Here is a 19,404-nt window from a genome sequence, read left to right on the forward strand (position 1 = left end):
AGGTTTTTCGAAAAGGGCCCCAATGGAAACATCGGGGCCCTTTTGTATTTGCGGGATCGATGTCACAGGTAAGGGAACCCTGACCTCTTTGTGATGCGCGAAACCTTGCCCAAAGGGCGCAATGCAGGGCATACCTCCGAAGATTAGACGCAGACTGAGGATTCCAATGATAACGCGCCGCCATTTCTTGAACACTGCCGCCGCCACTGCTGGCCTTGCTGCAACCTCTGCAAATGCCCAAGGTTTTCTTATTCCCGAACAGCAATTGCCCCGTGTCGTGCGCATTGACCGCGACTACGCGACTGGTGAAATCCACGTCGAACCCAGTAGTTTCAAGCTTTACTGGATGATTGGCCCAGGCCTTGCGATGGAATATTCCGTCGGAATTGGCCGCGCTGGTCTGTACGAAAGCGGCGATTTTATCATTCAGGTCAAGAAAGAATGGCCGAGCTGGACACCAACACCTGCCATGATCGAACGCAGCCCTGCATCTTACGCGCAATACGCGGATGGCATGGCAGGCGGCATCAATAACCCGCTGGGTGCGCGCGCTCTGTATTTGTTTAGTGGCAACCGTGACACTTACCTTCGTATCCACGGCACCAACGCGCCGCGCACGATCGGCAGCGCGGTGTCCAATGGCTGCGTTCGGCTGGTCAACAGCCATATCTCAGATCTTTACAACCGCGTGCCAGTGAACACGCGCGCCGTGCTGCACTAATTCATCGATATCACCAAACGACAAAGGCCCCACCAATCGGTGGGGCCTTTTTTTTGATTTTGATCGTTTATTTATTTCGGCAGTTTCGCCATCCGCAGGTACGGCAGCTTGGTATCAATAGACCCGTATTTCGCAATCGCATCAGCATCCGACACCGCGACAGGCACAACAACATCACCACCCGGAACCCAGTTGGCGGGCGTCGCCACGTTTTCACGTGCCGCAGTTTGCAGGCCATCCAGCGCACGCAGCACTTCGGCGAAATTACGCCCGACGTTCATCGGATAGGTCATCGACAGTTTCAGCTTTTTGTCCGGCCCGATGATAAACACAGCCCGCACCGTTGCACTGTCTGCTGGCGTGCGTCCGTCAGGCATGTAGGCTTCGGCAGGCAGCATGTCGAACGCCTTGGCAACTTCCAGACCATCGTCTGCAATGATCGGGAAACCAGCCTTCGCACCAGCAAAACCCTCAATGTCGGCTTTCCACTTTTTGTGGTCTTCAACCCCGTCCACGGACACACCGATCACCTTGGTGCCGCGCGCGTCCCATTCATCGGCCAGTTGTGCCACAGCACCAAACTCGGTTGTGCAAACGGGCGTGAAATCTTTTGGATGGCTGAACAAAATCGCCCAGCTGTCACCAATCCAGTCATGCAAAGCGAACGTGCCTTGATCCGTTTCCACAGTCAGGTTCGGGATCGTGTCATTGATGCGTAGGCCCATGTTGGCTCTCCTTTTTTGAATTGCATTAATTTTCTATATAGGCGTTCACCCAGCCTAATTCTACCAAGATCACCCGCCTACTATACCGCGAGGGGCGTCAAACCAAACCCGCGATCTTCGCACATTGACCGACCCGATAGCAGCAGGTCGCTTAGAACGGTGCCTTCGCGCGAAACTTTACACCTTCACCACCGTCAGGATGGCGCAATCGCAACTCTTCGGAATGCAGCATCAACCGATCATACTCCCGCGCCTCACCCACCGCATAAAACGGATCGCCAAGAATTGCATGACCAAGGCTCAGCATATGCACCCGTAACTGGTGGCTGCGCCCAGTTTTGGGCATCAACCGCACCCGCGACTCGGTTGCGTCACCGCGTAACACCCGCCAGTCCGTCTGCGCCGACTTGCCAGTCTCATGGCATACCTTTTGAAGCGGGCGATTTTCCCAATCGACAATCAACGGCAAATCCACCGTCCCCGTTTTGGGTTCTATCATGCCCCAAACGCGGGCCACATAGGTCTTTTTCGTCATGCGCTTTTCAAACTGTAACCCGATGTGACGCTGCGCATGTCGCGTCAGCGCAAACACCATCACACCGGACGTGTCACGATCCAAACGGTGGATCAACAAGGCCTGCGGAAACGCCACTTGCACCCGCATGATCAGACAATCCGCCAGATGTGGCCCCTTACCGGGAACCGACAATAACCCACTGGGCTTGTTCACAATCAAAATTTCATGATCCGCGTGGATCACGTCCAGCGGACTATCGGGCGGTGCGTAATCACTGCTCATGTCTTACGGCCCCGAAACATTGCAAACGTATACAGACCCAGTGCCGCCCAGATCATCGGAAACGCAATGGCGCGCGCACTGCCGAACGGTTCCTCAAACACAAACACAGCAATTAACATAATCATCGTCGGCGCGATGTATTGCATGATCCCGATGGTCGCCAGCCGCAGCCCCTTGGCGCCGTTAGCATACAACATCAGCGGCACCGCAGTGATGATCCCACAGCCCATCAGCAACCACATATCCATCGACAACGGCACAAAATGACCGCCACCCTGACCGCCCAGCCAAATCAAATAGCCCAGCGCAACGGGAGACAGGATCAATACTTCGAGCAGGAAACCCTGATTAGGGCCAATCGGTAGCGATCGTTTGAAATATGCGTAAAAACCCCAAGAAATCGTCAGCGCCAGCGCAGGCCACGGCAGCGATCCGTTTGCATAAGTCAACACGCCCACAGCTGAGGCGGCCAACCCCACCGCCGCCCATTGCAGTTTGTTGAGTTTTTCACCCAACAACATCGCCCCAAGAAACACACTGAAAATCGGGTTTATGTAATAGCCCAACGCCCCGTCCAACGTGCGCTCCGCCGCAATTGCCCAGACATAAACGCCCCAATTGATCGACACCAAAGTTGCGGTAACGCAGCCCATTGCCAATGCTTTAGGGTCACGCAGAATGCGGCCCAAATCGCTTGTACGGCCCAAAACAATCAAGATCAGACCCGCTACAGGCACGGACCACAACACGCGGTGCGCGATGACTTCGATCGCCGGAATGTGGCTTATCGCCTTTAAGTACAACGGCAAAAACCCCCACAGCAAATAGGCGCTTAACGCGAACCCAAAGCCGCGCAAGGTGTCTTGATTTTCCGGGTTTTTCATCCCTCCCTCATGACCGCTCCGAAGACCGCTCGCAAGGGTAGGGATTTCGGGTGGCTAGACTTTTACGCGCTCGGACTTGGGGTCATACATTGGCCGCAATGATGCCTCGGCGCGTACCTTGGTGCCCATCACATCAATCTCATACCCAGAGGCCAAAACATCCGCCGCCGTCTCGCCTTTACACGGCACATAGCCAAGGCCCATGGCCCCGCCCAAGGTGTGCCCATAACCGCCCGACGACAGGTATCCGACCAATTCACCGTCCCTAAGGATAGGTTCGTTATGATACAAAAGCGGTTCAGGATCCGTCAGCTTGAACTGCACCATGCGCATGTTGAGCCCGCTTTCCTGCTTTTCCAACACCGCCTCACGGCCAATGAAGTCCGGCTTGTCCTTCTTGACGGCAAAGCCTAGCCCCGCCTCCATCACATGGTCTTCGCAGGTGATGTCATGCCCGAAATGGCGAAAGCCCTTTTCGATCCGGCACGTGTCCATCATGTGCATCCCGCACAGCGTCAGTTCGAAATCCTGCCCCGCAGCGTGCAGCGTTTCAAACACATGGCCGGCTTGATCCGCGCTGATGTAGACCTCCCAGCCAAGCTCCCCCACATAGGTAACACGGTGAACGCGGGCCACACCCATGCCAATCTCAATGTCCTGCGCCGTACCAAACGGATTCACCGCGTTGGTGAAATCGGCTGGCGACACCGCTTGCAGCAGCTTGCGCGCGTTTGGCCCCATCACGGCCAGCACGCCTTCGCCTGCTGTCACGTCAGTAATGACCACATTAAAATCGCCGCGGGTGCGTTCCATCCAAACCTGATCGGCCAAACGCGTCGCGGCAGGTGTCACCACCAGATACGCCGTCTCGGACATCCGGGTCACAGTCACATCCGCCTCAATCCCGCCGCGATGGTTCAGGAACTGCGTATAAACAATCTTGCCAACAGGCACCGAATAATCGCCACCGCCGACGTAGTTCAAAAAGCCTTCGGCGTCGGGCCCTTCGACCCTGATCTTACCGAAAGACGACATGTCATACATGCCGACATTTTCACGCACAGCTTTATGTTCAGCCGCCACATTGTCGAAAAAGTTCTGCCGTTGCCAAGAGTATTCATATTCCGGCGTCTGGCCGTCCTTGGCGAACCAGTTGGCGCGCTCCCAACCTGACAATTCCCCCATCACCGCACCACGTTGCAACAGATGGTGATGGAACGGTGTGCGACGCACCCCCCGCGCAGTCGCCTTTTGGCGGAACGGGAAATGGTCTGCATACAGCAGGCCAAGCGTTTCCTTTGACCGTTCCATCAGGAACGTCTTGTTGCCCATAAACGGTTGCATCCGGCTGATATCAACATCGCCCAGATCAAACGGCTTCGCGCCCTCATCCATCCATTGCGCCAAGGCCATACCAGCCCCACCCGCCGATTGAATCCCGACGGAATTGAATCCCGCAGCGACCCAGACATTGTCCATCTCCGGCGCAAGGCCAAGGTGATATGCATCGTCGGGCGTAAAACTTTCCGGCCCGTTAAAGAATGTATGGATACCCGCCTCCGCCAGCATCGGCATGCGTTCAACTGCAGCTTCAAGGATCGGCTCAAAGTGGTCGAAATCTTCGGGCAGTTGATCAAACTCGAAATCCGCCGGAATAGGGCCCCACGGCTTGCTCACAGGCTCGAACGCACCCAAAAGCATCTTTCCGGCGTCTTCTTTATAATAGGCACACTCATCAGGAACGCGCAGCACCGGCATCTGCGTCAAACCCGCAATCGCCTCAGTTACGATATAGAAATGCTCACAGGCTTGCAGCGGTACGTTGGTGCCCAGCATTTGCCCGACCTCACGGCCCCACATGCCCGCACAATTCACGACATGATCACAGTCTATCGTGCCGTGCCCATTCGCATCTTCCCAGTTCACACCAGTGATCCGCCGCCCCGCGCGCACAACGCCCGTGGCCTTGACCCGCTCCTTTACAACCGCCCCACGCTGCCGCGCTCCTTTGGCCAAGGCCAGCGCGATATTGGATGGGTCGCCCTGCCCGTCCAGCGGCAAATAGACCCCGCCGACAACACCCTCAATATTGAGGTGCTCATACTTCGCCTTCACCTCGCTCGGTGAAATCTCCTCAACCGCAACCCCGAATGCGCGTGCCATGGCGGCCTGTCGGTAAATCTCCTCTTTGCGGTCCTCAGTCAGGGCAACCGTTATCGACCCACAGCGCTTGAACCCCGTAGCAACCCCTGTTTCTTCCTCAAGCGTGCCATAAAGTTCTTGGCTATATTTCGCTAGTTTCGTCATATTCTGCGTGGCACGAAGCTGTGCAATAAGGCCCGCCGCATGCCACGTCGTCCCACTGGTCAGTTGTTTGCGTTCCAGCAAAACAACATCCATCCAACCCAGTTTGCTCAGGTGATAGGCCACTGAACACCCGATAACACCGCCACCAATGATAACAACACGTGCCTTGCTTGGAAGATCAGCCATCTGTCAGTTCCTTAAACAATAGTGTGCCCAGCGGCCCGAAGACGGCTGGCGATTTCTGCAATATGTGCGGGGCTGACTTCGCAGCAGCCGCCAATAATCGTCGCCCCGTGATCGACCCAACGCATCGCGTGATCAGCATAAAGGTCAGGCGTGAAATCACGCCGCATTTTCAACGCATCAACAGTTGGCTTCGCTTCAAGAAACCCGTCACTAATCGATTCAAACCCGTTGGCGTAGGCCCCATATGGTTTTCCAGACGTCGCCAAAACATCTAACGCAGCCTTGATCACTTCGGGCGCTGAACAATTTGCCATCACAGCTTGGGCCGCGCCCGCAAGCGCCACACCGTCTGCCAGCGGCTCACCGGATCGCAGCACGCTGCCATCATCATCGGACACCGAAAACGCAATCCATATCGGTTTACCCGCGGCTTGCGCACCTTCCAGAACCGCGCGGGTTTGGGCCAGCGAAACGACTGTCTCACAAATGATCAGATCAACGTGCGGACCAATCGCGCGTGCAACCTCGGCAAATTTCGCCACAGCCTCGTCGTGGGTCGGCATAAGGTCCGCGCGGTAGGACGCCCCAAGCGGCCCAATAGCCCCCGCGACGCGCCCAACACCCCCGACGTCCCGTGCTTCAGCCAAGGCCAAGCCATGCAATTCGTCGAACTTGCCCTCCAATGCGGTGCCTTCCAAACGGTCATGGTGAATGGCGTAGGTGTTGGCCGTGGCAATCGTCGCGCCTGCCGCGGCGAAATCGCGGTGCACACCAGCAACCATGCCAGGGTGATCCACCATCACCTGCGTTGACCAAAGCGGCGTGGGCCGATCACCAGCGCGATGCACCAGTTCCTGCCCCATGCCACCATCCAAAAGTGTTATCTGCGTCATCGATTAAGCCCTAATGCGTTCATTGTTTGGGTCCCAAAGCGGGGCATCTTCTTGCACAACCGCCTTGTGGCGTTTGCCATAGACATCGACCTCCAATTGGGTGCCGACGGCCAATAGGTTAGCGCGAACCATACCCAAGGCGATACATTTGTTGGTGCGATATCCCATGGCACAAGACGTGACTTCACCAACGATTTCATCGCCATGCCAAATCGGGGCCATATAGGGCGCGTCCGTATCGCCCGCGTCCATAACCAACGTCACAAACCCCTTCTTTCGGCCCTGTTGCTTTTCCGCCAGCAACGCCGCCTTTCCAGGGAAGTCTTGTGGTTTGTCGAACCTGATAAAGCGATCAAGCCCGCCCTCCAGCAGGGAATAATCCGTCGACAGATCGCCTTTCCACGCGCGGTATCCCTTTTCGATCCGCAAGGAGTTCAGCGCATACATGCCGAACGGTTTGGCCCCTGCGTCCAGCACTGCGTCATAGATTGCAGGCATACTGGCATTTTCGGCATGAATTTCCCAGCCAAGCTCGCCTGCGAACGACACCCGCAAAAGTGCAACCCACGCCCCTACGATTTCGCTTTCCTGAAAGCTAAGCCAAGGGAGTGACAAGTCGGCCTCACATATCTTGCCAAGGCAATCCCGCGTGGCTGGGCCCGTCACGATCAGTGTGGACATATCAGTTGTCCAATCCACTAAAGTGAAAGATGCGTCTTCCGGCATGTAGCGTTCCAGCCATTCGCGGTCGTGCCAGTGCGCAGACGCGGCAGTAACAAGAACGAAAAGATCTGCGGCTTCACGAGTAACCGACATCTCGGTGACGATCCGTCCGCGGTTGTCCGCGAAATAAATAAGACCAACGCGACCGATCTTAGGGAGCGCGCCAGCGACAAGCCCCCGCAGCCAGTCGTCAGCGCCGGGGCCCTGCACCTTAAACCGAGAGAACCCCGGCAGATCAAGGACACCAACGTTGTCGCGCACCGCCTCGCACTCTTCACGTACACGTTGTTCCCAAGGACCATTGCGCGCCCACGTCTGGGTGCTGCCCTCTGACGTGTCATCGCCGTTTTTAGCGAACCAATTGGCGCGTTCCCAACCATTATAGGCACCCATCTGACCACCCATTGCACGGACCTTTTCATCGACTGGCGACAGCTTCTTGTCGCGGCCCGCTGGCCATTCGTGATGGGGAAAGTGCATCGCGTATTCATGACCATAGGTTTCCATCGCTTTGGCAAGACAATGATCGTGATCAGTGTAATCAGTGTAACGGCGCGGATCGACAGACCACATATCCAACTCAGTTTCGCCGTGCATGATCCATTCCGCCATCACCTTGCCCGCGCCGCCACCTTGGGCGATCCCGAAAGTAAACGAATGCGCCTCAAACGCGTTCTTCACACCCGGCATCGGGCCAGCCATCGGCAGACCATCGGGTGCATAGGGGATCGGCCCGTTGATGTTGCGGCCAATGCCCGCCTCGCCCAACAGCGGCAAACGCGCCATGGCGTCTTCGATGTAGAATTCCAACCGATCCAGATCATCGGGATACAGCTGGAACGAAAAATCGTCCGGCATCGGATCGTCCGGCGTCACCCAATGCGCCTTACAGTTGCGCTCATATGGGCCAAGGTTCAGACCGTTCTTATCCTGCCGCAGATAGTAAGAAATATCGACATCACGAACGAGGGGGACCTTGTGCCCGACCTCTTTGGTCCACGCCTCAAGCTCGGCAATGGGTTCGGTCAGGAAATACTGGTGGCTCATCACGACCATCGGTACGGTGCGCCCGCCAAATGGTTTGAACATTTCACCAACACGCTGCGCATAATAGCCCGCACAATTGACGACAAATTCGGCCCTAATCTCACCCTTGTCAGTCTTCACAATCCACTCATCACCGTCCCGATCAATCCCGGTCACCGGGCAGAACCGTTCAATCCGGCCACCCGCAGAACGCGCGCCTTTGGCCAAGGCCTGCGTCAGTTGCGCGGGGTCAATGTCGCCGTCCAACGCATCCCACATTCCACCCGCAAGATCGTGGGTCTCAAGGAACGGATGACGTTCCTTGATTTCTGCATTGGTCAGAATGTCCATCTCAAGCCCCTGATAACGGGCTTGTCCGGACACCTTTGCAAACTCCTGCATCCGTTCCTTGGAATGGGCCAAACGCAGCGATCCGGTGACGTGGTAGTTCATCGGATAATCGACCTCGTCGGCCAAGCTGCGGTACAGTTCCAGCCCGTAACGCTGCATGTTCATCACCGCCCAGTTCGGCGCAAAATTCGGGCAATTGCCCGCCGCGTGCCATGTGGATCCTGCGGTCAGTTCGTTCTTTTCAAGCAGCACACAATCGGACCACCCAGCCCGCGCCAAATGAAACAACGTCGACGTGCCGACCACACCACCACCAATGATGACCACACGGGCTGTTGTTGGAAAATCTGCCATTCCTATTGCTCCCTTTGCGAAATGTTGTCCAAGATATCGTAGTAATCACCCTTGTCTGCCGTAAAGATATGCTTCGAGGTCTTAAGGCCGGTCGCTCCGTCAATCGTGCCTGACATTATCGACACCCGTCCTTCGTCGTCCTTATGTCGCCAAAACAGCGACGATCCGCAGATTTTGCAAAATCCACGTTGCGCCGCGCGGGACGATTGAAACCACGTCAGCGTCTCATCGCTTGTGAACACCAATTGGCCCGGTTCTACTTGCGTTGCAGACACATGATGTCCGCTGGTCTTGCGGCATTGAACACAGTGGCATGCCACCGAAGGGCGCAAATCTCCCATCAATTCATATCTCACACCGCCACACAGACATGAGCCCGTTTTCATAGTGTTCTCCCTGGTGTTTGACTGACGCCCAAAAGGATTCCATAGACGACAAAACAAATCGCCATAGTTCGGCGAAACCAGACATTGAAAACAGCCCCCAGCGCGGCACGCCCAAGACCAGCACCAAGTGCGGTAAATGTCAGATAACTACACGCCGTCAGCGTCAGCGCCGTTGGCACGATGACCCACATTTGCTGACCAATCGGCACGTCAGGCTGCACAAACTGGCTAAACGCCGCTAGGTATCCAGCCACACTTTTGGGATTGATCACCGCGATCGCCAAGGCCCGCCAATAGACATCGCCCTTGGGTGGCGTCGTCACCTGAACCGGTCGCGACGCTGTCACCCATCCGCGAAGACCAAGAAAGATCAGGAACCCCGCGCCGATAAGCTTTGCCACCGAAAATGCGGCCTCCGACGTCGTAAGCAACGCCGTCACACCCAGCGCCGACAACGCCAAAAACAAGGATGCCTGCGTCAAGATCGCGGCGACACCGGGCAAGCTGCGAACAAACCCCAAGCTCATCCCGTTTGAGATACAGTTCACTGCATTCGGCCCCGGAGTGGTGACAAATACCGCCCAGAACAGCGCGAATACGGTCCATGCTTCAAATGTCATTCATAACACCGCCATCAATACACCGGCGGGGCGATGACCCAGATCACGACGCAAGGCAAGGCATAGGGGTTCATCCAGCGAAATGCCTCGCCTCGAATTCGGAAACTGTCACCCGCATTCAGTGAATGGGTTTTGCCAGCGATCCACAAATCAAGTTTGCCAGACACGATATATCCAACCTCTTGTGTTGGGCGCATTACCTCTTCGGTAATTTCTGCTCCCGACTCAAAGGTCGAATGGACCATCTCAAAATCGTCAGTCAGATCAGGGGACAGAAGTTCCTCAACCAAGCCCGCAGGACGTGACCCAATAGGACGGCGCGCATCACCGCGCACGATCAACCCCTGTTCGTGTTCTGGCGCCTCGGATCGGAATAGACTGGACACCGATACATCCAACGCAGATGCAATATAGCGCAGATCAGAAATTGATGGCTCGGACTTGTCACGCTCAACTTGGCTCAGCCAGCCAACAGACCGACCCAGCGTTTCACCCAAACCCGACAACGTCAGCCCACGCGCCTTTCGCAAAGCGCGAATATCAGCCCCAAGTGTGCAGCTTTCTGGCGGTGGCGCGTGAATCACTGCGTGCAAACTCCCTGTCTGACCAAAGTCCTGACACGAGTTCGTGAAAATTCAAAGGATTTTTTCACCAATCAAGTTTTGTTCATCCATGCCGCTGAAAACCCCCCGCAGGATTACGGCTAATTGTGCGGCATCCTCAGCAGTGAAAGCATCCGGTTGATCACTGTCGATATCAAACACCACAATCAAATCACCCGCCCCGTTGAACACCGGAAAAATCGCACTCTCCCACTTCTCCCCTCTACGCCTCTCAACTATAAATTGCTGTATTTGTTACGATAATCTTGACGGGACACCTGACAGCTTACTACCCAATACGCAGCGAAACGACGTCTCCGCCGACCACTATGCTTCCACGTCGGGCGTCTTCATCAAGGGGTAGTAAGATGCAGAAACTGATCAAGCGGCTGATTGAAAGCTTCGGGAGGCGGTTTCGACCGGTCGACGCAACACTTTAGTCTTTAGCCAAAGATGGAGTGAGCCCTATGAAGTATCGTCGTCGCGTGTTTTTCAGCGACAAACAGAAGTCTGAGATATGGGATCGCTGGCAGCGCGGAGAGACGATAAGCTCGATTGGCCCTAACTTTAGCCGACGGAGAGGCGGTCTCACGAGGCCTAATCGCGCAGATGTCCCTAGGATCAATTGCGCGTTCTTTGAAGCGCTCGGAATCGACAATCAGTCGCGAAGTCAGACGCAACGGCGGCCCGAAGCCGTGCAAGCTGGAAGGCAATGTCTATCTGTGTGGGGCGATATTAGCCAAGCTGATCCGTAAGGTGGTCGCCGCGGGCAAATCGCAGGCTGGCTGATGCGCGAACATCCCGACGGCGAAGACGAAAGGGGCCCCCACGAGACGATCTATCGAAGCCTGTGTATCCAAATACGCGGCGTACTTAAGAAGAAATTGCTGGCGCATCTGCGCGCGATGCGATCCATTCGCCGATCTCGGCACGCCAGATGAAGCACAGTGGCTTGGGCAAGTTTAATGATGCGGTATCGATCCGTGACAAACCGGCGCAAGCAGATGATCGGGCCGTACCGGGGCATTGCGCAGCAATGTCCCAAGAGGAGGGAGGGCGACTTGATAGTCGGCTCCGGCAACAGTTTTATCTTCACTCTGGTCGAGCGGCACACACGTTGCGTGATGCTGGCCAAGGTCAGTAACAAAGACAGCCACAGCGTCATTCAGGCCTTGATCAAACAGTCACGCAAACTGCCAAAAGACCTGTATCGCTCACTAACTTGGGAACGCGGTTCGGAAATGGCTGGGCACAAGAAGTTCACCCAAGCGACGGATATCAACGTGTACTTATGCGACCCACACAGCCCCTCTCGGCAGCATGCTTTGCATGCGCCTGTCAGGCAACGCGTGGCAGCGTGGGACAAACAAAAACACTAACCGCCTGCGGCGACAGTACTTTCCAAAAGGCACAGATTTGTCGATACATAGTCAAGCAAAACTGAGCGCCGTCGCAAGGCAGCCCAATGAGCGACCTCGTATGACGCTCGGATACGAGACTCCCGCAGAGCGGTTCGATGCATGTGTTGCGTCGATCAGTTGAGACCGCCGCGCTGCGGGTTCACAGCGTGGCAAATTGTCAGACATTCCCACGCCCAACATGACGTCTCGTGCACCCGAGCATGTTCGCGCGATCTCGTCCAATCCAGCGACACTCGGTTCAGACTAATATTCGTCGCGTGGAATCAAGAACGAGCTGCGATCGACAGGCGGCGGCCACGCCTGTTCGATCAATTCCCCAGAATCATTCCGGCTGGCCTGATCAACACCACGTTCCACCGCCAAAAGGGGCTGTGTTTGCTTGCGCCGCAGCCAACTCGGCATCGATAATACCTTAGTGAACAGTATCGATATCGCTATTGATGTCATCAATGCGCCGTTGATGGCCGTTACAGATAGGCCCGCAAATCGCGACTCCAGACATATCTTCGCCGGCGGCAGAAGCATCGGGCAGACCTTCCGCTTCGCTTAGGCGAGTTCGATACTCGAGCAAACGACGGTCCTGCTCCTCTCGGGCGCGGGTCACATCAGCGGTGGCACGCTAAGTTTGTGAGGTGGCTTGCGTCACCCCCAACTGCCGCCAAATTCCCGGCCCCAGCAGTCGCAATCCGATCTACTTCTATCTGGGCATTTCGATCTCTGTATTCAGCTAACTGCTGGTCAAACTGGCTCCGGTCTTGCACAAACAAATCCGCAGTCCTGTTGATCTCGTCTGAGAGTTCGCGAAACGCTAGGCCCTCCGTTGCATTGATGAGTGCCTGGGTTTCATCTTCGAAAGTGGCTTGTTGAATTTGGAGGACAAGCGCAGCCGTGTTGGTTTCGATATAGTTGTCGCGATCGATAGCGCGGGCGGCGTTGTTTTGGGTTGATTGAAGATAGGATAAAAACCCAAAACCCGACGAAAACATCAACAACACTCAATAGCCACCTAGTCTTTTTTGGAGTATCGCTGCCGAGCAATTGACGCATCGCCGCCTGAACGGATCACGTGCCCTATTTTGAGGGCCAACGTGAATTTAATAATCAATGGGTGTTCCTTGGAAGGTCTTAGTGCCTTGGGGTGCAAAGCATTATGTGCGAAACTCTTTTGTGCATGTTAATTTTTAATTACATGCCTCATATAACTTAAATCCTCATGTTAACTCGCAGATTCCTCTGTCACGCTGCCGAAAGAACCATATGCCAAATCACCTTTATCAGCATGATTTGCCTGACGACCTTGATCTTGGCCCTGTTGTCGCGATTGATTGCGAGACGATGGGTCTGAACCCGCATCGCGATCGTCTTTGCCTTATTCAGCTAAGCAGCGGTGACGGAAACTGCCACCTCATCCAAATTTCTGTAGGCCAGACCACGGCCCCAAACCTGTGTAAAGTGCTTGCCGATCCGCAGGTGCTGAAACTATTCCACTTCGGTCGCTTTGATATTGCCGCAATGCTCAACGCATTTGGAACCGTTACAGCCCCGGTTTATTGCACCAAGATTGCAAGCAAACTGATCCGGACCTACACGGATCGTCACGGGCTGAAAAACCTGCTGCAAGAATTTCTGCGCGTCGACATTTCCAAGTTCCAGCAGCAAAGCGATTGGGGCGCCGAAACACTGTCCAAAGCGCAGATCGATTATGCCGCATCGGATGTTTTGTATCTCCATCAGTTACGTGATGAATTGAACATTCGTCTGGTGCGCGAACGTCGTACAGACATGGCGCAAGCCTGCTTTGATTTCCTGCCCATGCGTGCGAAACTTGATCTGGCAGGTTGGCCCGAACAGGATATATTTTCTCACTGATGGCACATGATCCGAAATTCACCGAGACCGCCCGCCGTGTAATCCGAGCAGAGGCAGATGCGCTGATCGCATTGGCTGATGCTATTGATGGCAGCCTTGCGGATGCGGTCGACCTAATCCTGAATGCCAAGGGCCGGATCATCATTTCCGGGATTGGAAAATCTGGCCACATTGCCCGTAAGATCGCAGCGACTTTGGCCAGCACAGGAACGCCTGCGCACTTTGTTCACCCCGCCGAAGCATCGCACGGCGACCTTGGTATGGTCACACGCGGCGATGTGGTTCTGGCGATCAGTAATTCTGGCGAAGCGCCCGAACTTGCCAATCTCATCGCCTATACCCAGCGGTTCGCCATTCCTTTGATCGGTATGACCAGCCGCGCCGAAAGCTCGCTGGCATCACAATCCGATATCGTTCTGCTGATGCCGAAACTGCCCGAAGCCTGCGGCACTGGCGTGGTTCCGACGACATCCACCACGATGACACTGGCGCTGGGTGATGCCCTTTGCGTCGCTATCATGGAACACCGCGCCTTCACGCCCGACAACTTTCGTGACTTCCACCCGGGCGGCAAACTCGGTGCGCAACTGTCGCGCGTTGGCGACCTAATGCATAAAGACGACGCCATCCCATTGGTTGGTGAAAGAACCCCGATGAGCGACACCCTGCTGACGATCAGTCAAAAGGGATTCGGTGTGGTTGGTGTTCTAGACGACAATGGCTACATCGCAGGTATCGTGACCGACGGCGACTTGCGTCGAAATATGGCTGGGTTGTTGGAATTGACTGCGGGCGAAGTGATGACACGCGCGCCTGGCACAATAGACACGGCATCCCTGGCTGAAGAGGCAGTGAACGTAATGAATGAACGTAAGATTACCTGTCTGTTTGTGGTCGATACCAAAGGGTCGCGCAAAGTGGCTGGCATTTTGCACATCCATGACTGCCTGCGTGCAGGTATCGTGTAGCAATGTTAGGCGACGACAATCTTTATTCAAACTTCGTCGGCTTTCTAAAAATCACGTTGCCATTGGGGGCATTGGCGCTGATGTCGACGGTCTTCTTGTTCGCGCGCACGCCGACACAAGACAACGCCATCCCCTACGCCGAAATCGAAGAAATTGCCCGTGAACCGCGCCTGTCAGGGGCGCGAGTGTCTGGCGTGACAGACGACGGTTCAGTGATAGAACTTACGGCCCAAACAGCGCGTCCTATTGGCGATGTATTGTTGGTTGAAACCATATCCGCCTCGATTGATGCGGTAGACGGAATTCATATCAACATCCGTGCGGGTCAGGGTGAAATCAACAATGCCACCCGCATCGCACGCCTGACAGGACTGGCTCGCGTTGAAACCTCGAACGGATATGAGATGGAAACCGCAGGCATCACTGCGAACCTGACCACCGGGCAAATTATCTCTGATGGAGCTCTCGAAGTACAAGCACCCTTCGGCTCCCTGACGGCAGGCCAAATGACCATCGAAACACCCGAAGGGGGGACCGGCCAAGTGATGCTTTTCCAAAACGGCGTTCGGCTGGTATATACCCCGCAGCAATAGGATTCTTTGACATGACAATTTTCAAAACTGCCTTGTTCTGCGCGGCCCTGATTTGCGCCACCACCGCGTTCGCCCAAACCGACATCAACCTTGGCGCGATCAGCGCGGACCCGAATGCGCCCGTGGAAATCACAGCTGACAGCCTCAGCATTGATCAAGCGACTGGAACCGCGATCTTCATCGGCAATGTTGTCTTCGGCCAAGGAGATTTGCGCCTGAACGCTGCGCGCGTGCAGGTCATCTACAGCGACGCATCCGGCGATATCAGCCGTCTGTCTGCCAGCGGTGGCGTGACGTTCGTAACGGCAACCGAAGCAGCTGAAGCGTTAACGGCTGACTATAATCTTGACACGGGCACACTGGAATTGGCGGGCGATGTACTGCTGACCCAAGGGGCTAGCGCAATCTCGTCCGATACCATGCGCGTGAACCTGTCTGATGGCAGCGCCCAAATGTATGGCCGCGTGCGCACGATATTCAATCAAGGCAACAACTGATGCCGGACACCGGACATGGATTTACAGTCACGGATGGCGACGTCGGCCTGAAGGTCGTCAACCTGCGCAAAAGCTACCGCAAGCGGATGGTTATCCGCGACGTCAGCCTTGAACTTGGTCCTGGCGAAGTTGTTGCGCTTCTCGGGCCAAATGGATCTGGCAAAACCACCTGTTTCTACGCCATCGCAGGTCTTGTGACACCAGAAGCTGGTAATGTTATTGTCGACGGCCGTGATGTCACATCCCTACCAATGTATCGTCGTGCGAAACTCGGCATCGGATATCTGCCACAGGAAATGTCGATCTTTCGCGGCCTCAGCGTCGAAGACAACATTCTTGCGATCCTTGAAATTGCCGAACGCGACCGCACCCGTCGGCGTGAACGACTCGAAGAATTACTGTCTGAGTTTTCGATCGAACATCTACGCCGTGCCCCAGCGATGGCCCTGTCTGGTGGTGAACGCAGGCGCGCGGAAATCGCCCGCTGTCTCGCGGCTGATCCTAAATATGTGCTGCTGGATGAACCATTTGCTGGCGTTGATCCGATTGCTGTGGACGAAATTCGCCACCTCACGGCAGACCTGAAAAACCGTGGCATCGGCGTGTTGATTACGGACCATAACGTACAGGAAACGCTACAGATTGTGGATCGAGCTTACATTCTGCATGACGGCAAAATCCTGATGTCTGGCACCACGGATGAGGTCGTGCGCGACGAGAATGTGCGTCGCGTCTATCTCGGGAATTCGTTCCGCGTTCCGTGATCTTTTTACGGATGTCATTGACAGACACCCCCCTTTTGTCGCCAACTACAGGCGATGACAGTTCAGATATCCATTGCAAACTGGTCCACGCCTTACAGGCGCAAGTTGCACAACCCATCGACTGCCATCACCCCTGACAATTCCCGCGTAACTTAACGAAACCTTAATGGTTTTGACGCCCGAATTGCCTTTAACGAATAAAAGGAGATGAGATGCGCTATCAGATCACAGGAAAGCAAATCGACATTGGTGAAGCCCTGCAAACCCACGTGCAGACCGAAATGGGGGAAGTTTTTAGCAAATATGCCGGACGCCCGACCGACGCCAATATCGTCTTTTCCAAAAGTGGGCATGAATTTGTTTGCGAAGCTGAAGTCCATCTTTCAACAGGTTTGACCGCACAGGCCAAAGGCAAAGGCACTGAAATCTACGCAGCTTTTGATGGCGCGTCCGAAAAAATGGAAAAGCAGCTTCGGCGGTATAAACGCCGTCTGAAAGACCACCACAGGGACCGATCACAACCCGTTGAACTTTCTGATGCGGGCTCGTATATCCTCGCCTCGAACGATGAGTCGGAGGATCAAGAACCGAACGGTGTAAGCTCCATGATTGTGGCAGAGATGGAGACCAAAATCCCATCAATCTCCGTTGGAGAAGCGGTCATGCAAATGGAGATCGCCGATGCCCCGGTGTTGGTTTTCCGAAACGAAAGACATAGCGGAATCAACGTTGTTTATCGCCGCGAAGACGGCAACATCGGTTGGATTGACCCGCGTAACACAGGCTAGTTTGGGCAACGCCCGACGTGATTTAAAGCATGACAATAACAGACATTCTTCCAGCGGCCGGAATTAAGGTAATTGCTGCAGCAAGCAGCAAGAAGCGCATGTTCCATGACCTTGCCGATATGGCAGAAACTTGTTTTGGAATGGAGCAATCCGTCGTGATTGATGCCCTTCTTGACCGCGAAAGCCTTGGCCCCACCGGTGTGGGCCATGGCGTCGCGCTTCCTCATGCGCGTCTTCCGGGGTTGAAGCAGGTTTGTGGGCTGTTCTTACGGGTGAAAAAGCCGCTTTATTTTGATTCGGTGGATCGCCAACCGGTTGATCTCGTCTTTGCCCTATTTGCCCCCGAAGAGGCTGGCGTCATCCACCTGAAAGCATTGGCCCTCGTGTCACGAACACTGCGCGACGAACGCATCTGTGCAAAGTTGCGGGCGAACGAGAACCCCACAACGATTTACACGATCCTGACCGAAGCGAGTTCTGCACAAGCCGCCTAACCCCACCGCTTAAACGTAGGGTCCAAACCCGAATGCGATATAGTCGCGTTGGTAAACCTCGTGGACAGCGGCTTCGATTTCATCGTCATATATTTCTTTTAACAACAACGCATGTGGATCAGTAACGTCCGCAATCTGCGGCATTGTTGTTTTACCAATTTGCGCCGCCACGATTGAAAGGTCTTGTTCCAGTCGGTCTTCGCGCAGGATTAAGTCCGGCGATGCGAATTCCGCGAATCCCTGCAACGCCCGTGATTGGCTGGCCCAATGCGCATCCACACGGATTGTGGTCTGCGATGCAATATTTGATTTCACGAACTTCAAGAACGCAAGAAACGCTGTGCGGTGTTCTATTGGCGTGTAGGCTGAATCGGGGTATTTCACTGGGATCAAAAGCTTAAACTGGTTGCGCAGAACGTTCCTTATCTCAATGAAACTGCCCTCACCGGTGGACAGTATTTTGTCGCAGTATACTGCATGCGCGCGGGCGACCGGATGACGCACAACCGTAAAGCACCGATGCCCGGGCAGTTGTCGCTTCCATTGGCGCAGGGATTTCTGGGTGAACTGCGTCAGTAACTCGTCAGGCTGCGCATCATCAAGCCCCGCCAACCACGCTGTCACAGCCGCAACAGGGCCAGATTTGATCGGCAGGTACAGTAACGGAGAACTGGCTGCGGCAGTGTAGCCTGGAACCGCAGGCCCGCGACGGGGTTCAAAGTTCGGTGTGCGATTCAGGTTAAACCGATCCAACTGTGCAAGGCTCGCTTCCATTTCACCAAAGTTCTCAACTTTGTCGGACAGCGCGCTCGGGTTCTGTTTCTTCAACGACTTGTTGAGCGTATCGAGCCGTTCATCGACACCAATAAAACCCGCAAGTCCGTTCATCACATCAACATCTTGCAGGTCTTCATAGTCCACGTAAAACGCCGTCTGTCCGGCTTTCTGCAACGTGTTGAGAAGACGCACCTGAAACGCCTGTAACTTAGCGATGTGTTGCCGGAATTCATCTGCGTTGAACGTCACGGTGTCTTCGCGCAATCGTTTCACATCTGTCAGTTTCCACTGGCCAGTCGCCTTAGCGATTTTCCAGCTGACGTAGCTTTCAACCGGATTGCGCGTCAGAATGATCTTGGCGCAACGGCGATCGGCCATCACAGAATCAAACACCCTTGGATCGTGGTTGTTGAAATAGCGAAACCCGTTCAACCCGTCTGCGGCTTTTACTTTTTCCAGTAGATCGTGCGGGTCGGCATCTCGATCCTCCAGCGTCACGCCCAGCATCTCGGTACGGTTCGGATAGCCGACAAAACGCGGATTGTACGCCTCACCATGGCAGGCCAAACCATCAAACGCATTGATGTTGGTTTCCAGAAAATTCGATCCTGTGCGCATTTCCGCGAACACAACGAAATAGTCAAAACCACCCATCT

General features: G+C 55.0%; 20 protein-coding genes and 1 pseudogene. 9 read left to right on the forward strand and 12 right to left on the reverse strand.

The window, feature by feature from the left end:
- The first annotated feature begins 166 nt into the window (after window positions 1–166).
- Window positions 167–721 carry a L,D-transpeptidase gene (locus OAN307_RS23320; RefSeq protein ID WP_015501861.1) on the forward strand — a complete coding sequence of 185 codons (555 nt, stop codon included), beginning with the start codon at window positions 167–169 and terminating at the stop codon, window positions 719–721.
- Between the two features lie 71 nt (window positions 722–792).
- On the opposite strand, the gene OAN307_RS23325 is transcribed toward OAN307_RS23320, so the two are convergent.
- The 10 genes from OAN307_RS23325 to OAN307_RS29275 all read right to left on the reverse strand — a co-directional run bounded on the left by OAN307_RS23325 (window position 793) and on the right by OAN307_RS29275 (window position 10,769).
- Window positions 793–1,446 (reverse strand): peroxiredoxin, encoded by a 654-nt coding sequence (locus OAN307_RS23325; RefSeq protein WP_015501862.1) that lies wholly within the window; start codon window positions 1,444–1,446, stop codon window positions 793–795.
- Window positions 1,447–1,597: 151 nt separating this feature from the next.
- Window positions 1,598–2,245, reverse strand: coding sequence for a pseudouridine synthase (locus tag OAN307_RS23330; RefSeq protein WP_015501863.1), 648 nt, complete (start codon window positions 2,243–2,245; stop codon window positions 1,598–1,600).
- Entirely contained in the window at window positions 2,242–3,129 is an 888-nt protein-coding gene (gene rarD / locus OAN307_RS23335; RefSeq protein WP_015501864.1) for an EamA family transporter RarD, read from the reverse strand. The genes OAN307_RS23330 and rarD overlap by 4 nt, the downstream gene beginning before the upstream one ends.
- A 54-nt stretch (window positions 3,130–3,183) precedes the next feature.
- Window positions 3,184–5,622 (reverse strand): GcvT family protein, encoded by a 2,439-nt coding sequence (locus OAN307_RS23340; RefSeq protein WP_015501865.1) that lies wholly within the window; start codon window positions 5,620–5,622, stop codon window positions 3,184–3,186.
- Between the two features lie 11 nt (window positions 5,623–5,633).
- Window positions 5,634–6,515 carry a homocysteine S-methyltransferase family protein gene (locus OAN307_RS23345; RefSeq protein ID WP_015501866.1) on the reverse strand — a complete coding sequence of 294 codons (882 nt, stop codon included), beginning with the start codon at window positions 6,513–6,515 and terminating at the stop codon, window positions 5,634–5,636.
- Between the two features lie 3 nt (window positions 6,516–6,518).
- Window positions 6,519–8,969, reverse strand: coding sequence for a GcvT family protein (locus tag OAN307_RS23350; protein WP_015501867.1), 2,451 nt, complete (start codon window positions 8,967–8,969; stop codon window positions 6,519–6,521).
- 2 nt (window positions 8,970–8,971) lie between these two features.
- Complete coding sequence (locus OAN307_RS23355) at window positions 8,972–9,355, reverse strand: GFA family protein (RefSeq protein WP_015501868.1); 384 nt, start codon at window positions 9,353–9,355, stop codon at window positions 8,972–8,974.
- Window positions 9,352–9,975, reverse strand: coding sequence for a LysE family translocator (locus OAN307_RS23360; protein ID WP_015501869.1), 624 nt, complete (start codon window positions 9,973–9,975; stop codon window positions 9,352–9,354). Before OAN307_RS23360 ends, OAN307_RS23355 begins: the two co-directional genes overlap by 4 nt.
- Window positions 9,976–9,989: 14 nt before the next feature.
- Window positions 9,990–10,559 (reverse strand): helix-turn-helix domain-containing protein, encoded by a 570-nt coding sequence (locus OAN307_RS23365; RefSeq protein ID WP_044044319.1) that lies wholly within the window; start codon window positions 10,557–10,559, stop codon window positions 9,990–9,992.
- 51 nt (window positions 10,560–10,610) lie between these two features.
- Window positions 10,611–10,769: a hypothetical protein gene (locus OAN307_RS29275; RefSeq protein WP_015501871.1), complete on the reverse strand. Its 159-nt coding sequence runs from the start codon at window positions 10,767–10,769 to the stop codon at window positions 10,611–10,613.
- A gap of 275 nt (window positions 10,770–11,044) precedes the next feature.
- On the opposite strand from OAN307_RS29275, the pseudogene OAN307_RS23370 reads away from it, so the two are divergent.
- A pseudogene (locus tag OAN307_RS23370) lies at window positions 11,045–12,119 on the forward strand (IS30 family transposase).
- 122 nt (window positions 12,120–12,241) lie between these two features.
- On the opposite strand, the gene OAN307_RS23375 reads toward OAN307_RS23370, so the two are convergent.
- Window positions 12,242–12,523: a hypothetical protein gene (locus tag OAN307_RS23375; protein WP_015501872.1), complete on the reverse strand. Its 282-nt coding sequence runs from the start codon at window positions 12,521–12,523 to the stop codon at window positions 12,242–12,244.
- Between the two features lie 732 nt (window positions 12,524–13,255).
- On the opposite strand from OAN307_RS23375, the gene OAN307_RS23385 reads away from it, so the two are divergent.
- The 7 genes from OAN307_RS23385 to OAN307_RS23415 all read left to right on the forward strand — a co-directional run bounded on the left by OAN307_RS23385 (window position 13,256) and on the right by OAN307_RS23415 (window position 17,971).
- Entirely contained in the window at window positions 13,256–13,867 is a 612-nt protein-coding gene (locus OAN307_RS23385) for a ribonuclease D (RefSeq protein WP_015501874.1), read from the forward strand.
- On the forward strand, window positions 13,867–14,835 hold the full coding sequence (locus OAN307_RS23390; RefSeq protein WP_015501875.1) for a KpsF/GutQ family sugar-phosphate isomerase: 969 nt from the start codon (window positions 13,867–13,869) through the stop codon (window positions 14,833–14,835). Before OAN307_RS23385 ends, OAN307_RS23390 begins: the two co-directional genes overlap by 1 nt.
- Before the next feature lie 2 nt (window positions 14,836–14,837).
- Window positions 14,838–15,428 carry an LPS export ABC transporter periplasmic protein LptC gene (locus OAN307_RS23395; RefSeq protein WP_015501876.1) on the forward strand — a complete coding sequence of 197 codons (591 nt, stop codon included), beginning with the start codon at window positions 14,838–14,840 and terminating at the stop codon, window positions 15,426–15,428.
- A gap of 11 nt (window positions 15,429–15,439) precedes the next feature.
- The gene (locus tag OAN307_RS23400; protein WP_015501877.1) at window positions 15,440–15,925 is read left to right on the forward strand and encodes an LptA/OstA family protein; all 486 of its coding nucleotides are present in this window, start codon (window positions 15,440–15,442) and stop codon (window positions 15,923–15,925) included.
- Window positions 15,925–16,689, forward strand: coding sequence for an LPS export ABC transporter ATP-binding protein (gene lptB, locus OAN307_RS23405; protein ID WP_015501878.1), 765 nt, complete (start codon window positions 15,925–15,927; stop codon window positions 16,687–16,689). The genes OAN307_RS23400 and lptB overlap by 1 nt, the downstream gene beginning before the upstream one ends.
- Before the next feature lie 212 nt (window positions 16,690–16,901).
- The gene (gene hpf, locus OAN307_RS23410) at window positions 16,902–17,477 is read left to right on the forward strand and encodes a ribosome hibernation-promoting factor, HPF/YfiA family (RefSeq protein WP_015501879.1); all 576 of its coding nucleotides are present in this window, start codon (window positions 16,902–16,904) and stop codon (window positions 17,475–17,477) included.
- 29 nt (window positions 17,478–17,506) lie between these two features.
- Window positions 17,507–17,971, forward strand: coding sequence for a PTS sugar transporter subunit IIA (locus OAN307_RS23415; protein ID WP_015501880.1), 465 nt, complete (start codon window positions 17,507–17,509; stop codon window positions 17,969–17,971).
- Window positions 17,972–17,980: 9 nt separating this feature from the next.
- Here OAN307_RS23415 and OAN307_RS23420 read toward each other — a convergent pair whose 3' ends face one another.
- A complete protein-coding gene (locus tag OAN307_RS23420) occupies window positions 17,981–19,402 on the reverse strand; it encodes a sulfotransferase family 2 domain-containing protein (RefSeq protein WP_015501881.1) in 1,422 nt (473 codons plus the stop codon).
- Between the last annotated feature and the right edge of the window lie 2 nt (window positions 19,403–19,404).

Source organism: Octadecabacter antarcticus 307, from assembly GCF_000155675.2.
GTDB classification, from domain to species: domain Bacteria; phylum Pseudomonadota; class Alphaproteobacteria; order Rhodobacterales; family Rhodobacteraceae; genus Octadecabacter; species Octadecabacter antarcticus.